The sequence below is a fragment of the Pandoraea sp. genome (genome assembly GCF_041919235.1).
Taxonomy (GTDB): Bacteria; Pseudomonadota; Gammaproteobacteria; order Burkholderiales; family Burkholderiaceae; genus Pandoraea.
Genome location: NZ_JAYRUC010000003.1, coordinates 129,508 through 147,849, shown reverse-complemented (window position 1 = coordinate 147,849; position 18,342 = coordinate 129,508). Strand labels below are relative to the sequence as shown.

19 protein-coding genes are annotated in these 18,342 nt (G+C 64.1%); 10 read left to right on the top strand and 9 right to left on the bottom strand.

Annotated features, from left to right (window positions below; translation table 11 throughout):
- Positions 1-116: 116 nt before the first annotated feature.
- The gene (locus tag ACE3UG_RS03490) at positions 117-710 is read right to left on the bottom strand and encodes a malonic semialdehyde reductase (protein ID WP_374619689.1); all 594 of its coding nucleotides are present in this window, start codon (positions 708-710) and stop codon (positions 117-119) included.
- Between the two features lie 91 nt (positions 711-801).
- Complete coding sequence (locus tag ACE3UG_RS03485; RefSeq protein ID WP_374619687.1) at positions 802-1,755, bottom strand: DMT family transporter; 954 nt, start codon at positions 1,753-1,755, stop codon at positions 802-804.
- Positions 1,756-1,914: 159 nt separating this feature from the next.
- On the opposite strand from ACE3UG_RS03485, the gene ACE3UG_RS03480 reads away from it, so the two are divergent.
- Complete coding sequence (locus ACE3UG_RS03480) at positions 1,915-2,346, top strand: DUF1841 family protein (protein WP_374619684.1); 432 nt, start codon at positions 1,915-1,917, stop codon at positions 2,344-2,346.
- Between the two features lie 96 nt (positions 2,347-2,442).
- On the opposite strand, the gene ACE3UG_RS03475 is transcribed toward ACE3UG_RS03480, so the two are convergent.
- On the bottom strand, positions 2,443-2,856 hold the full coding sequence (locus tag ACE3UG_RS03475; RefSeq protein WP_374619681.1) for a cytochrome c: 414 nt from the start codon (positions 2,854-2,856) through the stop codon (positions 2,443-2,445).
- Positions 2,857-2,881: 25 nt separating this feature from the next.
- Positions 2,882-3,256: a cytochrome c gene (locus ACE3UG_RS03470; protein WP_374619678.1), complete on the bottom strand. Its 375-nt coding sequence runs from the start codon at positions 3,254-3,256 to the stop codon at positions 2,882-2,884.
- Positions 3,257-3,536: 280 nt separating this feature from the next.
- Here ACE3UG_RS03470 and ACE3UG_RS03465 point away from each other — a divergent pair, with 280 nt between their 5' ends.
- The 4 genes from ACE3UG_RS03465 to ACE3UG_RS03450 all read left to right on the top strand — a co-directional run bounded on the left by ACE3UG_RS03465 (position 3,537) and on the right by ACE3UG_RS03450 (position 7,375).
- On the top strand, positions 3,537-4,379 hold the full coding sequence (locus ACE3UG_RS03465; protein ID WP_374619675.1) for an AAA family ATPase: 843 nt from the start codon (positions 3,537-3,539) through the stop codon (positions 4,377-4,379).
- A 13-nt stretch (positions 4,380-4,392) separates the two neighbouring features.
- Positions 4,393-5,568, top strand: coding sequence for a VWA domain-containing protein (locus tag ACE3UG_RS03460; protein WP_374619672.1), 1,176 nt, complete (start codon positions 4,393-4,395; stop codon positions 5,566-5,568).
- A 144-nt stretch (positions 5,569-5,712) separates the two neighbouring features.
- Positions 5,713-6,909 carry a benzoate/H(+) symporter BenE family transporter gene (locus ACE3UG_RS03455; RefSeq protein ID WP_374619670.1) on the top strand — a complete coding sequence of 399 codons (1,197 nt, stop codon included), beginning with the start codon at positions 5,713-5,715 and terminating at the stop codon, positions 6,907-6,909.
- 127 nt (positions 6,910-7,036) lie between these two features.
- Complete coding sequence (locus tag ACE3UG_RS03450) at positions 7,037-7,375, top strand: DUF2322 family protein (RefSeq protein WP_374619949.1); 339 nt, start codon at positions 7,037-7,039, stop codon at positions 7,373-7,375.
- Between the two features lie 114 nt (positions 7,376-7,489).
- Here ACE3UG_RS03450 and ACE3UG_RS03445 read toward each other — a convergent pair whose 3' ends face one another.
- Entirely contained in the window at positions 7,490-8,332 is an 843-nt protein-coding gene (locus ACE3UG_RS03445; RefSeq protein WP_374619667.1) for a spermidine synthase, read from the bottom strand.
- Between the two features lie 516 nt (positions 8,333-8,848).
- Between ACE3UG_RS03445 and ACE3UG_RS03440 the strand changes: the two genes are divergently transcribed.
- Positions 8,849-9,529, top strand: a complete 681-nt coding sequence (locus ACE3UG_RS03440) for a methyl-accepting chemotaxis protein (protein ID WP_374619664.1) — start codon at positions 8,849-8,851, stop codon at positions 9,527-9,529.
- Positions 9,530-9,632: 103 nt separating this feature from the next.
- Here the strand turns inward: ACE3UG_RS03440 and ACE3UG_RS03435 are convergent, their stop codons facing one another.
- From ACE3UG_RS03435 to ACE3UG_RS03420, 4 genes are all read right to left on the bottom strand, one after another.
- Positions 9,633-10,145, bottom strand: a complete 513-nt coding sequence (locus ACE3UG_RS03435) for a DNA-deoxyinosine glycosylase (protein WP_374619661.1) — start codon at positions 10,143-10,145, stop codon at positions 9,633-9,635.
- Complete coding sequence (locus ACE3UG_RS03430) at positions 10,133-10,741, bottom strand: chorismate lyase (protein ID WP_374619658.1); 609 nt, start codon at positions 10,739-10,741, stop codon at positions 10,133-10,135. The genes ACE3UG_RS03435 and ACE3UG_RS03430 overlap by 13 nt, the downstream gene beginning before the upstream one ends.
- A gap of 218 nt (positions 10,742-10,959) precedes the next feature.
- Positions 10,960-12,846 carry a molecular chaperone HtpG gene (htpG, locus tag ACE3UG_RS03425; protein ID WP_374619655.1) on the bottom strand — a complete coding sequence of 629 codons (1,887 nt, stop codon included), beginning with the start codon at positions 12,844-12,846 and terminating at the stop codon, positions 10,960-10,962.
- 321 nt (positions 12,847-13,167) lie between these two features.
- On the bottom strand, positions 13,168-14,613 hold the full coding sequence (locus tag ACE3UG_RS03420; protein ID WP_374619652.1) for a PLP-dependent aminotransferase family protein: 1,446 nt from the start codon (positions 14,611-14,613) through the stop codon (positions 13,168-13,170).
- Positions 14,614-14,804: 191 nt separating this feature from the next.
- Between ACE3UG_RS03420 and ACE3UG_RS03415 the strand changes: the two genes are divergently transcribed.
- The 4 genes from ACE3UG_RS03415 to ACE3UG_RS03400 all read left to right on the top strand — a co-directional run bounded on the left by ACE3UG_RS03415 (position 14,805) and on the right by ACE3UG_RS03400 (position 18,211).
- Positions 14,805-15,158, top strand: a complete 354-nt coding sequence (locus ACE3UG_RS03415) for a DUF2917 domain-containing protein (RefSeq protein WP_374619649.1) — start codon at positions 14,805-14,807, stop codon at positions 15,156-15,158.
- A gap of 54 nt (positions 15,159-15,212) precedes the next feature.
- Positions 15,213-15,905 carry a VOC family protein gene (locus ACE3UG_RS03410; protein WP_374619646.1) on the top strand — a complete coding sequence of 231 codons (693 nt, stop codon included), beginning with the start codon at positions 15,213-15,215 and terminating at the stop codon, positions 15,903-15,905.
- 77 nt (positions 15,906-15,982) lie between these two features.
- Complete coding sequence (locus ACE3UG_RS03405; RefSeq protein ID WP_374619643.1) at positions 15,983-16,879, top strand: DMT family transporter; 897 nt, start codon at positions 15,983-15,985, stop codon at positions 16,877-16,879.
- A gap of 141 nt (positions 16,880-17,020) precedes the next feature.
- Positions 17,021-18,211, top strand: a complete 1,191-nt coding sequence (locus tag ACE3UG_RS03400) for a PLP-dependent aminotransferase family protein (protein WP_374619640.1) — start codon at positions 17,021-17,023, stop codon at positions 18,209-18,211.
- The last annotated feature ends 131 nt before the right edge of the window (positions 18,212-18,342 follow it).

Here is an 18,342-nt window from a genome sequence, read left to right as displayed (position 1 = left end):
CCCCCCCGCCCCCCCGCCCGCCCCCCCCAACCCCCCCGGGGGCGCCCCCCACCGGGGGCCCCCCCGCTTGCTCTTACCCTACCCCTTCAAGTGTCCCAGGGCGTCGCCAAAGTGGCTTAGATGATGCGAGCCGCCTCGTCGAACGAGAGTCGCGCATTGCGCGGGAACAGCTTGTCGTGATCGCCGTAGCCCAGATTGCAAATGAAGTTCACGCGCCACTCGCTGCCGCCGAAGAAGGTGTCGTTCACCTTCTGTGCGTCGAAACCGGCCATCGGACCGCAATCGAGGCCCAGCGCGCGGGCGGCAAGGATGAAGTAGCCGCCCTGCAGCGAGCTGTTCATGTGCGCAGCACCGGCCGCCTTGGCGGGGTCGCCCGAGAACATCGGCACCATCTTGTCGGCACCGTTCGGGAACAGCTTGGGCAGGTGCTCGTAGAACTTCAGGTCGTACGCGATGATGGCCGTCACCGGGGCCGTACGGGTCTTGTCGACGTTACCCGGCGCCATGCATTCGAGCAGTTTGGCCTTGGCTTCCGGGCTCTTCACGAAGACGACGCGCGCGGGCGTAGTGTTGGCCGACGTCGGCCCCCATTTGACGAGATCGTACAGCTCACGCAGCGTTTCATCGCTGACCGGCTTGTCGAGCCATACGTTGTGCGTGCGCGCCTCGGTGAACAGTTGGGCGATGGCTTCTTTGGCAATGGTGCTCATGGCGATGGACCTCGGGAGATGAATGGCAAACGATCGGCGATTGTACCGTTGCTGCGCGACACGCGCTGACGTGGCAAAAATCTCCCCAAAATCAGGTGCCGGTGGCCGCGCCACGCGCCGAAAGCCAGACCACGCCCGCCAGAATGAGCACCCCGCCGCCGAGCTGCGCCGCCGTGAGCGTTTCGCCCAGCAACATGGCCGCGAGCAACACCGTGACCACCGGTTCGAGCGTCGAGAGCATCGATGCGCGTCCCGCGCCAAGGCGCTGCAGACCCGCGAAGAAGGTCAGAATGGCGACGACCGTCGAACACACGGCAATGGCGGTCAGCGCCGCCCAGCCCCCGGCCCCTGTGGGCCAATGCAGCGGCAGCCCCTGCGAGGCGCGCACCGCGCCCATTGCGCCGAAGGAAACAGTGGCCGCCAGACAGACGAGCGTCGCGGTCGCACGCGCATCGACACCCCGTGTCAACTGCGCACCGATCACGATATAGCCCGAGTAGATCAACGCCGCCGCCACGGCCAGCGCCATGCCCAATGGTTGCCCCTGCCCGCCCCCGACCGTGAGCGCCGTTCCCAGTGAGCAGAGCACGAGCGCGCCAAGCTTCACCCGGGTGAGACGCTCATTCAGGAAAATGGCGGCCAGAATCGTCACAAAGACCGGGTAGAGATAGAGCAGCAGCGCGACGAGCGATGCCTGTGCGTATTGCAGCGCGCTGAAGTAGCAAAGTGACTGGCCGACGTAGCCGATGCCCCCCATCAACGCAATGCCGAGCGCCTGGGGGCGCGACGGAAAGCGCACGCGTTGCCACCGGCACCAGCCCAGCAACAGGAGGGTGGCGACGAAGAAACGAAACAGCAGCGTCGCGAAAATATCGGCTCCGGACGCCGCAGCCGCGCGCGCGAAAATGGCCATGGCGCCGAACGCCGATGCCGACACGGCAATCAGCGCAATGCCAGCCCTGGCCGAGGGTGCGGGTGGGGGTGCGGGTGAATGCGTGGCGCAGATGTCGCCGGAGGGGGACGATACGCGGGGGCTTTGCGACATGGTTGGACAAATTGAGCGACAATATGACGTGATTTTTATGTGTGACCGGCGCGTTCCGTCCGCCACGCAACCGCCTGACGCACCGCAGTAATCGATCCGCCATTGTAGTCACGGCACGCCGCGCCGCAAGTTGCTTCACGAGAACCCCCGGGAGTCCCCATGTTCAATCCAAGCCGCGACGAAGTCCGGCAATTCTTCTGCACCACCTGGCAAAAGCAACGCGGCGGCAGCATTCTCACGCCGCTCGAGACGATCGCGGCCGACTGGATCAACGAACATCCCGAGTATCACGACGCCCTCGCCGACACCGAAGAAGCGAGCGAGCGCGAATACACGCCTGAGGCCGGGCAGACCAACCCGTTCCTGCATCTGTCGATGCATCTGGCGATCAGCGAGCAGGTCTCGATCGATCAGCCGCCCGGCATTCGTGCCGCCTACGAGACGCTCACCCGTCGGCTCGACTCGCCGCATGAAGCCCAACATCGCATCATGGAGTGCCTGGGAGAAACGCTCTGGGAAGCGCAACGCACAGGCCAGCCGCCCGACTCGGACGCCTACCTGCAACGCATCGAACAGCAGGCATCGCGCTGAGCGCGCGCATCGGCGCTTGCGGCTCGGCGCGCCGACGAAAGCCAACGACGGTGGCCCTCGCGGCCGCCGTCTTTTTTATGTCGATACCGGAATCGCTTACTTCTTCGTAACAAGATCGCCGGGCAGCGATTCAATATAGGCCGCAATGTCCTTCAGTTCCTGCGACGTGAACGGACGCGCCTTGCCGTCCTTACCAAGCGTTGCGGGATTGGACATGACCTGCGTCTTCATGATCGCGTTGCTGCGACCGAACACCAGGCTGGTTTCGTTCTGATACGCCCGCAGCGCGTTGTACACATAGTCTGCGTACTGTCCCGCAAGCTTCGGGTATTCGGGGCTGACGGGCGCGTTCAGATTCGCACCGTGACAACTTGCGCACATGCCTTTCTCGACCAGCGCGCGGCCGTTGGCGATATTGCCGGCGGCCACCGCCGAACCCGCCCAGCCTGCAAGCACCGCGCCGAGTGCCAGGGACGCCGCAGCCGCGGCCTTTACCATCGAATGCTTCATCGTGTTCTCCTCAGCCACGCACGTTTTACTTCTGGGGATTGACCGGCGTCGACGCCGTTTGCGCCGCGTAGTACGCGGCAATGTCGACGATGTCCTGATCGGTCAACGTGGCTGCGATGCCATGCATCGTCTGAAACTTGCGGTCGCCCTTGGCGTATGCCTTCAGGGCGTTTTCGATGTACTTCGCATTCTGTCCGCCGATCCGGGGCACGTGATAGACCTCGGGAAATGCAGTGCGATAGTCGGGAATGCCGTGGCAGCCAATACACATGGCGACCTTGTCCTTTGCCGCGTCCAGATTGGGCTGGAGTTCGGCCGCATGGGCCGCGCCGAGCGGCATGAACGTCGTGAACGACGTGCTGCCGAGCGCCAGCGCCATCATCGTGAGGAACTTTTTCATGGTCTTCTTGGGAACGTTTTTGGTTGGAATACCGGCCCGCAACACGCAGGTCGACGTCCCGGCTCCAAGGTCGCCGACCTGTGAAAAAAGCAATCGATTGTACCCCACACCACCGCCCGCGCAAACTCGGGGCTGACCCGCACAGTTCTCCGAAGTTTCTTGCAAGCCTTTGATGTATAGGTAGATTTTTGCAGCCCAAGCAGGCCGTATGCGCAATGTCTTATACTGAACTTTTTCCCTGCCCGGCCGGTTGGCCGGCTGTTTGCGGACGGTTCAGACAATGCGCTTCGAAGGCTCTTCCCAGTACGTCGCCACCGACGACCTCAAGCTCGCCGTCAATGCGGCGGCCACGCTGCAACGACCGCTGCTCATCAAGGGTGAGCCCGGCACCGGCAAGACCATGCTCGCGGAGGAAGTGGCCGCCGCGCTCGACATGCCGCTGCTGCAATGGCACGTGAAGTCCACCACCAAGGCCCAGCAGGGCCTGTACGAATACGACGCCGTCTCGCGTCTGCGCGATTCGCAACTGGGCGACGAGCGAGTGCGCGACATTGCCAACTACATCGTCAAAGGGGTGCTCTGGCAGGCCTTCGAGGCCGATCGCCCCGTGGTGCTGCTCATCGACGAGATCGACAAGGCCGACATCGAATTCCCCAACGACTTGCTGCGCGAACTCGACCGCATGGAGTTCTACGTGTACGAAACGCGCCAACTGGTGAAGGCGCGCCACCGTCCGCTGGTCGTCATCACGTCGAACAACGAGAAGGAGCTGCCCGATGCCTTCCTGCGCCGCTGCTTCTTCCACTACATCAAGTTCCCCGAACCGGCGACGATGCAGTCGATCATCGACGTCCATTTCCCGAACATTCGCCGCGAGCTGGTGAGCGCCGCCATGGCGACCTTCTTCGAAGTGCGCGAGATCCCGGGACTCAAGAAGAAGCCATCGACGTCCGAGCTGATCGATTGGCTCAAGCTGCTGATGGCCGAGGAGATCGGCCCCGACGCGTTGCGCAGCGCCGACAACAAGCTGGCGATCCCGCCGCTCGCCGGCGCGCTGATCAAGAACGAGCAGGACATGCACCTGTTCGAGCGTCTCGTCTTCATGAATCGCGCCAACCGGTAAGCGCGCCACCGTCATGCTGATCGACTTTTTCTATACCTTGCGCGCGGCAAAATTGCCGGTCTCGGTCAAGGAGTACCTCACGCTGCTCGAAGCCCTGCAGCGTCAGGTCATCGCGCCCTCGCTCGACGAGTTCTACTATCTGGCGCGTCTCTCGCTCATCAAGGACGAGAAGCACTACGACAAGTTCGATCAGGCGTTCGGCGCGTATTTCAAAGGCGTGCAGCAAGTCGTCGACGCCTCGGGCGAGGTGCCGCTCGAGTGGCTCGAAAAGCGAATGCAGCGCGAATTGTCTCCCGAGGACAAGGCGCGCATTCAGGCGTTGGGCGGACTCGACAAGCTCATGGAGCGTCTCAAGCAACTGTTCGACGAACAGAAAGGCCGCCACGAAGGCGGCAGCAAATGGATCGGCACCGGCGGCACATCGCCGTTCGGCAATGGCGGCTTCAATCCCGAAGGAATTCGTATTGGCGGCGAGAGCAATGGCAATCGCACAGCGGTAAAGGTGTGGGACCAGCGCACCTATCGCGACTACGACGACACCGTCGAGCTGGGCACGCGCAACATCAAGGTCGCGTTGCGGCGTCTGCGCAAGTTCGCACGCGAGGGGGCGGTGCAGGAGCTCGATCTTGACGACACCATTCGCTCAACGGCGGCCAACGCCGGCTGGCTCGACCTGAAACTCGTGCCGGAGCGTCACAACAATGTGAAGGTGTTGATGCTGCTCGACGTCGGCGGTTCGATGGATGACCACATCGCGCGCACCGAAGAGCTGTTCTCGGCGGCCAAGTCCGAGTTCAAACATCTCGAGTTCTACTATTTCCACAACTGCGTCTACGACTATCTGTGGCGGCAGAATCGACGCCGTCATCACGAGCGCTTCGAGACGTGGGACGTACTGCGCAAGTACCCACCCGACTACAAGCTGATCTTCGTGGGCGACGCCACGATGAGTCCCTACGAAGTGCTGCAACCCGGTGGATCGGTCGAGTACAACAACAAGGAGGCCGGTGCGGTGTGGCTGCGCCGCTTCATCGACCGCTTTCCGCATCATGCATGGCTCAATCCGGAGCCCGAGCCGATTTGGCAATATCGCCAGTCGATCTCGGTCATCCGCCAACTCTTCGCAGGCCGCATGTATCCGATTACGCTGGCCGGGCTCGAGTCGGCCATGCGAGTGCTCAGCAAGTGAGCCACGCGGCAAACCGTACGCCGACCGCACTTCGCCGGCACGAATCGTCCGCCCGACGGGCCTGCTTGCGTGGGGCGGTGTGGGGCGGTGTGGGGCGGCGCAACCGCATAACAACAACAACGTAACAAGAGATCTCCTTCCATCATGACGTCCAGCACCACGCCTGTGCCACCGCTCCGACCGTTGGCAGATACCTCGCCGTCAGCCATCGTGGCCGGCTTCGTGGCCATGATGACGGGCTACACCAGCTCGCTCATTCTGATGTTCCAGGCCGGACAGGCCGCGCATCTCTCCTCGGCGCAGATTTCGTCGTGGATCTGGGCGCTGTCCATCGGCATGGGCGTAACGACCATCGGCCTCTCGCTGCGTTATCGCACGCCGGTGGTCGTTGCGTGGTCGACCCCAGGCGCCGCGCTTCTGATCACCTCGCTACCGGGTGTGCCCTATGGCGAAGCCATCGGCGCCTTCATCGTCTGCAATGCCCTGATCGCCCTGTGCGGGCTGACCGGCGGCTTCGAGACGATCATGCGCCGCGTGCCGCCTGCGCTGGCCTCGGCACTGCTCGCGGGGATTCTGTTTCGCATCGGGCTGGAGATCTTCCTCGCGGCCCAGCACCAGACCGCGCTCGTGCTCACAATGTTCTTGACCTATCTCGTCGTCAAGCGCTTCGCGTCGCGCTACGCGATTCTGCTGGCGCTGATCGTCGGCACCGCCGTGGCGGGCGGGTTGGGCCTGCTCGACTTCAGCCACTTCAACGTCTCGCTCGCGAAGCCCGTATGGACCACGCCGTCGTTCTCGCTGTCGGCAACGATCAGCATCGCGATCCCGTTGTTCGTCGTGGCGATGGCGTCGCAAAACGTGCCGGGGCTCGCCGTGCTGCGCGCGGACGGCTACAAGGTGCCGGCCTCGCCGCTGATTTCGACGACGGGCATCGCGTCGGTGCTGCTCGCGCCGTTCGGCGCGCACGGCATTCACCTGGCGGCCATCACCGCGGCCATCTGCACCGGACGCGAAGCGCACGAAGACCCGGCCAAGCGCTACACCGCCGCCGTATGGTCGGGCGTGTTCTACCTGATCGCGGGCACGTTCGGGGCGACCATCGCCGCATTGTTCGCGGCGTTTCCAAGGGCCCTCGTCGTCTCGATCGCCGCCCTCGCCCTGTTCGGCTCGATCATGAACGGCCTGGCCAACGCCATGCACGATACGAGGCAGCGCGAAGCGGCGCTCATCACCTTCATGGTGACGGCGTCGGGCCTGACCCTGTTGTCGATCGGCTCGGCGTTCTGGGGACTCATCGCGGGCGTGGTGACGCTGGCGATTCTCCAGTGGCGGCGCGCCTGATCTTCGCGCGCACCTCGCTTGCGCCCGACGGGTTCCAGGCGCGAAGGATCGGGTACCGAGGTGATACCATTCGGCCCGCAACGCTTGTCGAATTCAACGTAACCGCAGGAGCAGCAGAACCATGGCAGTGATCGAACCGACCCCGGTCTTCAAGGACAATCTCGCACAAATGGCGGCCTTCGGCTCGCTCGAGGGCATTGCCCGCATCGACTTGCGCGATGGCACCGGAGCGGTGGTGGCGAGCATCGAGAACGCACCGGGCAAGCAAGGCTCGCTCGCCGTGTACCACTACCTCAAGCAGGCCTTCGGCACGCTCGACGCCAAGGCCGCCGAGCACGGTCTGGCGGTCTTCGGCGAGCACACAGCCGACGCACGCAACCGTCCGGGCGCGCATCCCAACGTCGACCGACTGCTGGCGATTGCGGCCGGCGGCGCCGCGCTGAGCATCGAAGAAGTCGCGGCCTGAGACACACGCGCGCCGCGCGCCAAATGAAAAGCCAGCCTCGCGGCTGGCTTTTCTACACTCACACTCACACGGCACCGGTGCGCTACGCGCGTCCGGGGCGATGGCGTCAGATCGTCAGATCGTCAGCACCGGACCACCGTCGCCGTTGGCCGAGCGAAGTTGCTTGACCCAACGCTTGGCGGGCAGCCCCGTCGCGGCTTCCACCACCTTCGCACGCGCTTCCACGTCTTTCCACTCGACCGACAGCAGCGGGCCGTTGAAGGCCAATACAATGACGTTGCCATCGTGCACTTCCGGGAACTCGATCACGCGATTGTCGAACGCTTGACGCAGACGACGGATATTCTTCGGATAGCTGTCATGATCGCCGAACAGGTTCGTCGTCAGCATGCCCGGCTCGCGCAGCGTCGCGCGGCAGGCCTTGTAGAACGCCGGGGTGTCGTGCACCGGGCCACGTGCGGTTGCATCGTACAGATCGACTTGCAGCACGTCGACGGTGCCGTGGTTCGCCGTGTCGGTGACGAAGTCCCACGCATCCGCTTCCACCACCTTCAATTTACGCGAGTCATCCGGCAGGTTGAACATGGTGCGCGCCGCCACGACCACGGCCGGGTTCAGTTCAACTGCGGTGACCTGCGTGCGTGAGAACTGCCGATGCGAGAACTTGGTGAGCGAGCCCGTGCCGAGTCCCAACTGCACAACATGCTTCGGCGCGCGCATGAACAATAGCCACGCCATCATCTGCTGCGCGTATTCCAGCTCGATCCGGTCAGGCTTGGACAGACGCATCGCCCCTTGCACCCACGGCGTGCCGAAATGCAGGTAACGCACGCCTCCCATTTCGGAGAAAGTCACCGGCGCGAAGCGCGGCTTGTATGCGGGACGGGAGGCGCGGGTGCTGCGCTCGTCGCTGACGAACGCTTCGGCTTCGATGGATTTGCGTTTGATGAGGGTCATGTGTCCTTCGATGAAACTCGGGAGATTCCGATGGGATCGCATTGTACCGGGTTCGCTTGCCACCCCCTGCGTCGAACGCCCAGGTTGGACACGCCGCCCGCCCGCGACGCAGACAGACGCCGCAGCACCCAACCCACCACACAACGTGGGCAGCGCATCGTGTTGATGCATCCGGCACAAGATCGGTGCCCGAACCCGTCCTGCCACACCGTTTCGCTGCACCGTCTCGCTGCATCATTTCGCCCACCATTTCGCTGCGCCCCGCGACCTGGCGCACCTTCCATGCGCGGTGGCATGGATATTGCAGAAGAGACAGGCAGGCCAACGGCGGCCTCAAAGCAAACTGGCAAGTCGCGACGACACGCTCTGAAAAAGGAGCGTCCCGGGCAATGGCGCCCCGAAGCGAGATGACCCTGACCCGGACGACCGGTTCGCGGGCATCTCGCTTCGGGGCGCCTTTTTCTTTACCGGTCAACGCGGTGCGCATCTGCGTCGACACTCCCTGTAAGGCATGGCATGAACGCTTTCTCCACTCCGTCACCCGAAGCCGAAGTCCCCGCCGAGACTATCGGCGCGTTGATCGACCTTGCCGGACGACAGCGCATGCTGTCGCAACGGATTGTCCTCCAGTTGTTACTTGCTTCGCGCGGGGACACCGCCGCCCTCGACATCGCACGCAAGTGCCTGTCCATGTTCGCGTCGGCGCATTCAGATCTCGTGACAGGTAATGAGCGTTTCCCCGGCGCATTCTCCAGCGCCTTGCAGCAGCTCTACTTCGGTCAGCCGCGCGCTGACGCGCGTATCCGCGATTTCATTGCTCAGGTCAGAACAACCATGGACACCCCCTTGGCGGACACCCTCGCGCAGGCATCGTCCCTCGATGGGCTGGTCGTGCAGGCCACCCCCATACTAGAACTGCTGCAGACCGTCACGCAGGCCTACCAGCAGGAAATGCACCGTTGCGAGGTCGCAGTGCGCAAACGTCAGACCGACCTCGCGGGGCGCCTTGGCGGTATTTCGATGCAAGCAAACATCGTCGCCATAAATGCGCGCATCTCCGCGGCACGGGCGGGAGAGCATGGCAGGGAGTTCTCGGTGATCACGCAGGTGCTTGCGGACATCATCAAGGAGATGGACCAGTTGATCCGCAACGTCGTCGGCTCGAGCGAGACGTCGCAAGGTTCGGCCAGCGTCTGATGCGAAGACGCGCTCGGAACGTTACCCTGCCCCGGTCCGTTCTGCCTTGGCGTGGCGGCATGACCGAGCAATGTCCAATGCGCATTGACGGGCCGTCAGGTCGTCAGGCCGCCAATGCCTGCCACGCGCGCAGCTTTTCCGCGTATGGCAACGTGTAGGCCGGGCTGCTGGAGGGAAGCATCGCGATCCGGTACCGATGCGCATGCTGCGCAAGCGCTTTCAAGCCAAGCCGAGCCGCCGTGCCACCATTGAACGCAATGACTTCCAGACCGGGCAGCCGCTCGATGAGACCGATCAGGTCGTTGCCCGTATGGTCGCGGATATTGCTGTCGAGGCTGCCCTTGCGGCGTGCCTCGGCCACCACATCCCACACCCCGATGCGATGGGCGAGCAACGCCTGAAGCTTCGCATCGTAGTCCAGCGACGGCAGGTCTAGGCCAATCGTGTCGCCCACCAGATGCCAGAAGCGATTCTGCGGATGCGCGTAATACTGCTGGTGCGCGAGCGAGACGTCGCCGGGCAGGCTGCCGAGAATCAGGACGCGCGTTTGCGTATCCACCACCGGGGGAAAGTTGCGCTTGAGACCGGGGCGGGAGGCCGTCGTCATGGCACGCATCCGTCGCGCGCCTGCGCACCCTGCGCCGCTTGCAGACGCCGCCAGAAACGCGGCAGGAACGCCTCGGTGACAAGCAACGGCGCACCACGGCGCACGAAGACCGAGCGACGCGCCCACAACCGCGCACGCGGATGGATGCCGACGAGCGGATCGCGTGCGTCGTGACGTGCACGGCCGTGCAACAGGTGGCGCGGCGCGAGCGGGCTCGACACCAGAATGGAACGCGTCACGGTAGGATCGTGATAGAGCAGATCGGCCAACGGACGCGTGCGCAAACGGCGCATGGCTTGCCAGACCGAACGGCTATGGGTGAGCGGCGTGACGCTGTGGGCCACAACCACCGGCTCGTCGTCGACCAGCAGGATGACATCGCGCGCCCACATCGGCGTGCGCAACGGCACACCGATGGCGCGACACTGATCCGCGTCGGCGGGCATCACCCGCTCTGCCACGACACGCACAGTCACGCGGCCAAGCGCCGACAGATGGCGCGTGAGCGCGCCGCCCCGGGTCAACCAATCCTTATGACGACGCGAGAGCGCCGGCGATGGGACAGCCTGCCAGCGCCGCCCACCTACATCGAATCGAAAAGTCATGGCTCGGCATTATAAAGGCGCAATCCGACGGCATGCCGCCCCCCAGCCGCACTCGACGCGCGCGGGCGGCCCGCCACTCGCCGGACTCGCCCGCCAATCGCGCCAATCCCGCCAATCCCGCCAATCCCGCCAATCCCGCAATAGGAAGGCCCCCGCGACATTTCGACGCGGGGGCCTTTCAGCGACGCGGTCAGCGCCTCATTGGCTGCGCCACCGCCTCAACGGGCGGCGAGTAGCAGCGCGTTCGTGCGCTTCACGTAAGCGGCAGGGTCTTCAAGGCTGCCACCTTCGGCAAGAAGTGCCTGATCGAACAGCAGTTGCGTCCAGTCGGACAGATCGGCGCTCTCGGCCGTGAGACGCTGGATCAACGCATGCTCCGGGTTGATTTCGAGAATCGGACGGAACGTCGGCATCGCCTGCCCGGCCGCCTTCATCAACCGCTGGAGCGTACCGCTCATGTCGTTCTCATCCGAGACCAGGCACGACGGCGAGTCGGTGAGACGGAACGTCACGCGCACGTCCTTGGCCTTGTCGCCGAGCACGCCCTTCATCTTCTCGACGAGCGGCTTGAGCTCGTCGCTGGTCTTCTCCTGCGCCGCCTTTTCACTCGCATCTTCGAGCGCGCCCAGATCCAGATCGCCCCGCGCCACGCTCACGAGCGCCTTGCCCTCGAAGTCGTGCACGTACGAGAGCATCCACTCGTCGACACGATCGGTCAGCAGCAGCACTTCCACGCCCTTCTTGCGGAAGACCTCCAGATGCGGGCTGTGGCTTGCCGCCACCCAATTCTCGGCGGTGACGTAGTAGATCTTGTCCTGTCCGTCCTTCATCCGGCCGACATAGTCGGCCAGCGACACGCTCTGCTCGGCCGAATCGCTGTGCGTGCTCGCGAAGCGAAGCAGCTTGGCAATGCGCTCGCGGTTCGCGTGATCCTCGCCCGTGCCCTCCTTGAGGACCTGGCCGAACGCGCCCCAGAACTGCTTGTACTTCTCCGGCTGGTTCTCGGCCAGCTCTTCGAGCAACCCGAGTACGCGCTTGGCACACCCTTCCCGAATCGCCTTCACATCGCGGCTTTCCTGCAGAATTTCACGCGAAACGTTCAGCGGCAGATCGGCAGAGTCGACCACGCCGCGCACGAAACGCAGGTAGTTCGGCAGCAGTTGTTCCGCGTCGTCCATGATGAACACGCGCTTGACGTACAGCTTCAACCCGCCCTGCGAATTACGGTCCCAAAGATCGTACGGTGCATGGCCCGGCACGTACAGCAGTTGCGTGTATTCACTGCGCCCTTCCACGCGATTGTGCGTCCAGGCCAGCGGCGCCTGCATATCGTGGGCGATGTGCGCGTAGAACTGTGTGTACTGCTCGTCGGTGATCTCGCTCTTGCTGCGGGTCCACAGCGCGCTTGCCTGGTTGACGGTCTCGTCGGTTTCGGCCGGCACCATGGCCTTTTTCTCTTCGTCCCAGGTCTCGCCGCGCATGACGATCGGCAGCGAAATGTGGTCCGAGTACTTACGAATGATCGACTGGAGTTGCCACGACGAAAGCAGTTCGTCCTCGCCGTCGCGCAAATGCAGCGTGATGGCCGTGCCGCGCGGGGCGCGCTCGATGGTCTCGACCGAGAAGTCGCCCTCGCCCGTCGACGACCAGCGTACGCCTTCCGATGCCGGCAGACCGGCGCGACGCGATTCGACCGTCATGCGGTCGGCCACGATGAAGCCGGAGTAAAAGCCCACGCCGAACTGGCCGATGAGTGCGGCGTCCTTCTGCTGATCGCCCGACAGGCGCGAGAAGAACTCCTTGGTGCCGGACTTGGCGATCGTGCCGAGATGCGAGATCGCCTCCTCGCGGCTCATGCCGATGCCGTTGTCCTCGATGGTGACGGTGCGGGCGTCCTTGTCGAACGACACGCGAATCTTGAGTTCCGGATCCTGCTCGTACAGCGCGGCGTTGTTGATGGCTTCGAAACGCAGCTTGTCGGCGGCGTCCGAGGCGTTGGAGATCAGTTCGCGCAGGAAGATTTCCTTATTGCTGTACAGCGAATGAATCATCAGTTGCAGAAGCTGTTTGACTTCTGCCTGAAAGCTCATGGTTTCTTGCGCCATGGTCGGCAACCCTCGTGAATCGGTGAGATGGATGGAATTTCGACTCGAACCGCAGCCCGGCGCACTTGCGCGCGCGCTGCCGGAACGGCGGTACAGGGCAAACATAGGGATGGGCAGCCGGCATTTCAAGGCCACCGGGAGGGTTATTTTGCTGCGGGGCGTGCAGCGCCACGAAAAATCGCGACCGAACCCCGGCGAAAAACCGACCCCGCCCGCGCCCGTCACCCGTCACCCGTCACCCGTCACCCGTCACCCGTCACCCGTCACCCGTCACCCGTCGCTCGTCACCCCTCGCCCGTCACCCGGCGGGCGCTCGCTCGTTCAGGCCGCCCGCTCGAGCTGCCGCGAGAGGAAGGTCAGCATGGCGGGATCGCTGGAACAGGCGATGTTCATGCGCATCCACGTACTCGGCGCCTGACGCGGCGAGAACAATGCGCCCGGCGCAAACAGGAAGCCTGCTTCGTGCCCGGCGGCCGCCACCGCGCTCGTATCGACACCGGTGTCGACCCACAGGAACATGCCCGACGCCGGATCGCCGAACATGCGCACGCCAATGCGCTCCAGATGGTGGCGCGTGCGATCACGCGCCTCGTCGAGGCGCGCGCGCAACCGCTCCACGTGACGCCGGTAATGCCCCTCGGTGAGCGCCTTGTAGACGATCCGTTCGTTGATCTCCGGCGTTGTCGAACCCGACAGCATCTTGTGATCGACGAAGGTCTTCGCCAGTGCGGGCGAACAGGCCACGAACGCGACGCGCAGATTTGCGGCGAGCGTCTTCGAGAAACTGCCCATGTAGATCACGCGCTTGAGCTGATCGAGACTCGCCAGACGCGCCACCGGCTGGTGCGGCGGACACAGGTCGCAGTAAATATCGTCTTCGAGCACCATAAAGTCGTACTGCTCGGCCAGACGCAGGATCTGGAAGGCACGCGCCGGGGTCAGCGAGGTTCCGGTCGGATTCTGCAGAATCGAATTGAGGATGAGCAACTTGGGGCGATGCTGCTGCACCAAACGCTCCAGGGCCTGCATGTCCAACCCGTCGGGCGTGTACGGCACGCCCACGGTGTGCGCACCTTGCGACGCGATGCGCCCGAACATCACGAACCACGCCGGATCCCCCACGAGTACCGTATCGCCCGCACGCACGTACAAGCGCAGCAAAAAGTCCACCGCCTGGGTAATGCCTGACGTCAGCACGATCTGCTCGGGCCGCGCGCCAATTTCAAGCTCCGCGAGTTGCGTCTGAAGTTGAATGCGCAGCGGCAAGAAGCCGTGCGGGTGACCGGTCTGGAGCAGATGCCCGCTCGACTGACGGCTCATCGAGCGCATCGCGGACGTCATCATGTCGGCATCGAGCCAGCTCGGCGGCAGATAGCCCATGCCCGGACCACGCTCCGGAGCGACCGAGTGAAGCATGCTGCGCACCAGCCAGGCCACATCGATGGGACCTTGCGCGACCATCGGCGCGGCGGCGTTCTGCGGTGGCATCACGGGCCGCTCGCGCACATAGAAGCCCGAACCACGGCGCGCCTCGAGATACCCCTGCGCGACCAGACGCTCGTAGGCCTCGACGACGGAAAAGCGCGACACGCGTTTGTCCTCCGCCAGCGAGCGAATCGAAGGCATACGCATACCGGGCAGGAAAACGCGCTCCTCGATGCGCAGGCTCGCCCAGTGCACGAGTTGATCGACGAGCGTCATGCGTGCCGTGTCGAGCGCGGCGTTGTCCGCCAGTACCAACGGAGAAATGCGGTTCGTTGTCGTCATCGTCTGTCCACCTCAGTGCGGCTGACCAGCCCCTCGTTGTCGAAGTGTCTGCCCACTATCGCTCATGGATCGCCACTCTACGCCAGCCAAATTCCCTGTCAATCCCGAACTGTACCGAAAGTTTCGTCATTATTTGTACCGGTACTGTACTGGCGTTAACCGATAAAGTGTCCTCTCAACTGGAGACCGCCATGCGTGAAATCCGACTCTTCGAACTGGACCAGGGACAGACCGTCTACTGGCAGAGCCCGGCTGCCGATCTGCCGCAATCGCTTGAGGTGTTGCAAGGCGTATTGTGGCTGACTGTCGAAGGTGAGCCCATCGACCATTGGCTGCACGCTGGCGAGAGTTTCGAGATGCGCGCCGGTCAGCGCATCTGGCTGGGCACGTGGCGCGAAGGCGTGCGGCTGCGCGTGAGCCAGCCGACCAGAATGCGCTCGGCGTTCGCTGCACGGCGCCCCCTGCGTGGCGGCTGGCGCATGGTATGGCGCAACATTGCCACGCGCATGGCCCAGCGCGCGGCGAATCCGCTCTCGCGCGGATGAATCGACCAAGGAACGAGGCGGAGTAAGCTATCGCTTTTACCGCCTGAAGCCGCCATGACCGCACCCCAAGCCCTGAACCTGAAACTCGATCATCTCGTCGTTGCCGCGCCAACGCTCGAGGCAGGTGAGGCCCATGTCATCGAGCAACTCGGTCTCACCGATGTTGTGCCGCAGCGCGGCGGTCGACACGCACGCATGGGCACGCACAACAGTTTGCTCGGACTGTGGGGCGGCGTGTATCTCGAGATCATCGCCATCGATCCGGACGCACCACCTCCGAGCCGGCCACGCTGGTTCGGGCTCGACGACGCCGCCGTTCAGGCCCGTCTGGCCCGTGGGCCATACCTCGCGCATTGGGTGGCGCGCGTGGACCGTCCGCGCTCGCTGCCACGCTGGCAGGCCCAGTATCCGCAGCGGCTGGCCCCTGTCGTCGCGATGCAGCGCGGTGCATTGACCTGGCAGATCGGTGTGCCCGACGACGGTAGCCTGCCCGCATGGCAAGGCGCCGGACAAGGCCTGCTGCCCACGCTGATCCAGTGGGATTCGCCGGAGCATCCGAGCGACACCCTGCCATCCGCAGATTGTGCCGTCACAGCATTGCGTGGCTTTCATCCGCAGGCGGGTGCGATCAACGAACAATTGCAGTGGCTTGGGGCCGACGCCCTTGTCAATGTCGAAGCAACGCTGGTCGAGCCGTCGCTTGCCGCCGAAATCGAAACACCCGAGGGCGTGCGCACGCTGCGCTAGAACCCTGGCAGTACCGAATGCCCGGCACAACGCATGGCGGGCGGATCACCCCAACACGAGACACACGAGGCGACACCATGAATTCGCGCGAATCCCGGGGCATGCTGATCGGTCTGATCGGCGTGCTGATCTTCAGTCTCACGTTGCCCATGACCCGCATCGTCGTGGCGGAGGTCAATCCGCTGCTCAACGGGCTGGGCCGCGCGCTGGTCGCCTCGGTGTTCGCGGGTGCCCTGCTCTGGTGGCGCCGCGAGGCATGGCCCACGCGGGCGCAGCTCAAGAGCCTCGCGATCACGTCGCTGGGCGTGATCATCGCGTTCCCGGTCTTCTCCGCGTGGGCGATGAAGACGATTCCGGCGTCGCATGGCGCCGTCGTCAACGGCTTGCAGCCCTTCTTTGTCGCGATTTATGCGTATTGGCTCGGCGGTGAACGTCCGTCGCGCGGGTTCTGGGTATGTGCGCTGGCCGGCAGCGTACTGGTGATCGCCTTCGCGCTGCGCGCCGGGGGCGGCAGTCTGCACGCGGCCGACGGCCTGATGCTGCTCGCCGTGGTGATCGGTGCGCTCGGCTATGCCGAAGGCGGCAAGCTTGCCCGCGAGATGGGCGGCTGGCAGGTGATCTGCTGGGCACTCGTGGTGTCAGCGCCGGTGCTGCTGCTGCCGGTGGGCTGGCTTGCCTGGCACCAGCCGTGGCCCGTGAGCGGCAAAGTCTGGGGCGCGTTCGCCTATGTCACCCTGTTCTCGCAGTTCATTGGCTTTTTCGCATGGTACGCCGGCCTCGCCATGGGCGGCATCGCACGCGTGGGCCAAGTACAATTGCTTCAGATTTTCTTCACGATTGCGCTGTCAGCCCTCTTTTTCGGCGAACAGGTCGACGTCGCGACGTGGCTGTTCGCGGCGGGCGTTGTCCTGACCATCGCACTCGGCAAGCACATGAAGATCGGCGCCTCGCGACTCACGGGCAAACCGGTCTGAGGACATGTGACGGCGCGCGCGATCCCCGCGCCGTCACATGTCTGCCCCCTGGCATTGCGTCTGCCCCCAACGCGCTCGGCACCCGCAATGCCCGATACTCGCGACCGCTCAGAACGGCCGCACTCTCATAGCGAGCCCCTCATGCATGATTGGCAATATTCCGAACGTGCCCGTAAATTGACCAGCTCGGCGATTCGCGAAATTCTCAAGGTCACGGAGCGCCCCGACGTCATCTCGTTTGCCGGCGGCCTGCCCGCGCCTGCGACCTTTCCCGTCAAGTCCATGCGCGCCGCCGCCGAGCGCGTATTGACCGAATCGCCGCAGGCTGCGCTGCAGTACAGCGCGACCGAGGGCTATGCGCCACTGCGCGAATGGATTGCGAAGCGCTACTCGCGCGACGGCCTGACGCTCTCCCCCGAGAATGTGTTGATCACCACCGGTTCGCAACAGGGCCTCGATCTGATCGGCAAGATCTTCATCGACGAGGGCAGCCGCGTACTTGTCGAAGCCCCGAGCTATCTGGGTGCTCTCCAGTCGTTCTCGCTGTTCTCGCCGACGTATGTGCCGGTGCCGACCGACGACCACGGCCTGCTCCCGGAAGCGCTCACGCCCGAACGGGTGAATGGCGCACGCTTTCTGTATGCCATGCCGAATTTCCAGAACCCGACCGGACGCCGACTGCCAATGGCGCGCCGCGAGGCACTGGCCGCCCTTGCCAAGCGCGCCGGGTTGGCGATCATCGAAGATGATCCCTACGGCGAGCTCGACTACGAAGGCCAACGTCTGCCCAGCCTCATGTCGCTCGCGCCGGAGCACGTGCTCTACATGGGCTCGTTCTCGAAGGTGCTCGCGCCGGGACTGCGGCTGGGCTTCGTCATCGGCCCGCAGGCGGTGATCGCCAAGCTCGTGCAGGCCAAGCAGGCCGCCGATCTGCACACGCCGAGCCTCACGCAGCGCATTGCCTACGAGGTCGTGAAGGACGGCTTCCTCGATACGCATATTCCGTCGATCCGCACACTCTACGCTGCGCAGGCCAAGGCAATGCTCGCGTCGCTGGCGAAGCACATGCCGGCCGACACGACGTGGACCACGCCGGCAGGCGGCATGTTCATCTGGTTGACATTGCCCGCCGGCATCGACACCATGCAGTTGCTGGAAAAAGCGATTGCGCAGAATGTGGCGTTCGTGCCCGGCGCGCCGTTCTATGTCGGCACGCCGCAATCGAATACGCTCAGGCTATCGTTCGTTACCGTGTCGCCCGAGAAGATCGAGGCAGGTGTTGCTCGTCTCGGCGCCCTTGTGGCCGACGCGCTCACACGCCGCGCAGCATGATTCGCCGGTCGCACTCGCCGGTCTGAACGGCGTTCGGACCGGCGCTCGACGGGACCGGCACACGTCGCTGCATCCGCCTCCCATCCAACCTGTCGGACCGATCGTTCGGTCCGACGCAATGCATCTGCAAG

Excerpts from the sequence above, each read along its gene's own strand:
- ACE3UG_RS03430 (WP_374619658.1), bottom strand. The coding sequence starts at position 10,741 with ATGACTTTTCGATTCGATGTAGGTGGGCGGCGCTGGCAGGCTGTCCCA.
- ACE3UG_RS03465 (WP_374619675.1), top strand. The coding sequence starts at position 3,537 with ATGCGCTTCGAAGGCTCTTCCCAGTACGTCGCCACCGACGACCTCAAG.
- ACE3UG_RS03485 (WP_374619687.1), bottom strand. The coding sequence starts at position 1,755 with ATGTCGCAAAGCCCCCGCGTATCGTCCCCCTCCGGCGACATCTGCGCC.
- ACE3UG_RS03415 (WP_374619649.1), top strand. The coding sequence starts at position 14,805 with ATGCGTGAAATCCGACTCTTCGAACTGGACCAGGGACAGACCGTCTAC.
- htpG (WP_374619655.1), bottom strand. The coding sequence starts at position 12,846 with ATGGCGCAAGAAACCATGAGCTTTCAGGCAGAAGTCAAACAGCTTCTG.
- ACE3UG_RS03460 (WP_374619672.1), top strand. The coding sequence starts at position 4,393 with ATGCTGATCGACTTTTTCTATACCTTGCGCGCGGCAAAATTGCCGGTC.
- ACE3UG_RS03435 (WP_374619661.1), bottom strand. The coding sequence starts at position 10,145 with ATGCGTGCCATGACGACGGCCTCCCGCCCCGGTCTCAAGCGCAACTTT.
- ACE3UG_RS03410 (WP_374619646.1), top strand. The coding sequence starts at position 15,213 with ATGACCGCACCCCAAGCCCTGAACCTGAAACTCGATCATCTCGTCGTT.
- ACE3UG_RS03475 (WP_374619681.1), bottom strand. The coding sequence starts at position 2,856 with ATGAAGCATTCGATGGTAAAGGCCGCGGCTGCGGCGTCCCTGGCACTC.
- ACE3UG_RS03445 (WP_374619667.1), bottom strand. The coding sequence starts at position 8,332 with ATGACCCTCATCAAACGCAAATCCATCGAAGCCGAAGCGTTCGTCAGC.
- ACE3UG_RS03420 (WP_374619652.1), bottom strand. The coding sequence starts at position 14,613 with ATGACGACAACGAACCGCATTTCTCCGTTGGTACTGGCGGACAACGCC.
- ACE3UG_RS03440 (WP_374619664.1), top strand. The coding sequence starts at position 8,849 with ATGAACGCTTTCTCCACTCCGTCACCCGAAGCCGAAGTCCCCGCCGAG.
- ACE3UG_RS03400 (WP_374619640.1), top strand. The coding sequence starts at position 17,021 with ATGCATGATTGGCAATATTCCGAACGTGCCCGTAAATTGACCAGCTCG.
- ACE3UG_RS03470 (WP_374619678.1), bottom strand. The coding sequence starts at position 3,256 with ATGAAAAAGTTCCTCACGATGATGGCGCTGGCGCTCGGCAGCACGTCG.
- ACE3UG_RS03455 (WP_374619670.1), top strand. The coding sequence starts at position 5,713 with ATGACGTCCAGCACCACGCCTGTGCCACCGCTCCGACCGTTGGCAGAT.
- ACE3UG_RS03490 (WP_374619689.1), bottom strand. The coding sequence starts at position 710 with ATGAGCACCATTGCCAAAGAAGCCATCGCCCAACTGTTCACCGAGGCG.
- ACE3UG_RS03405 (WP_374619643.1), top strand. The coding sequence starts at position 15,983 with ATGAATTCGCGCGAATCCCGGGGCATGCTGATCGGTCTGATCGGCGTG.
- ACE3UG_RS03480 (WP_374619684.1), top strand. The coding sequence starts at position 1,915 with ATGTTCAATCCAAGCCGCGACGAAGTCCGGCAATTCTTCTGCACCACC.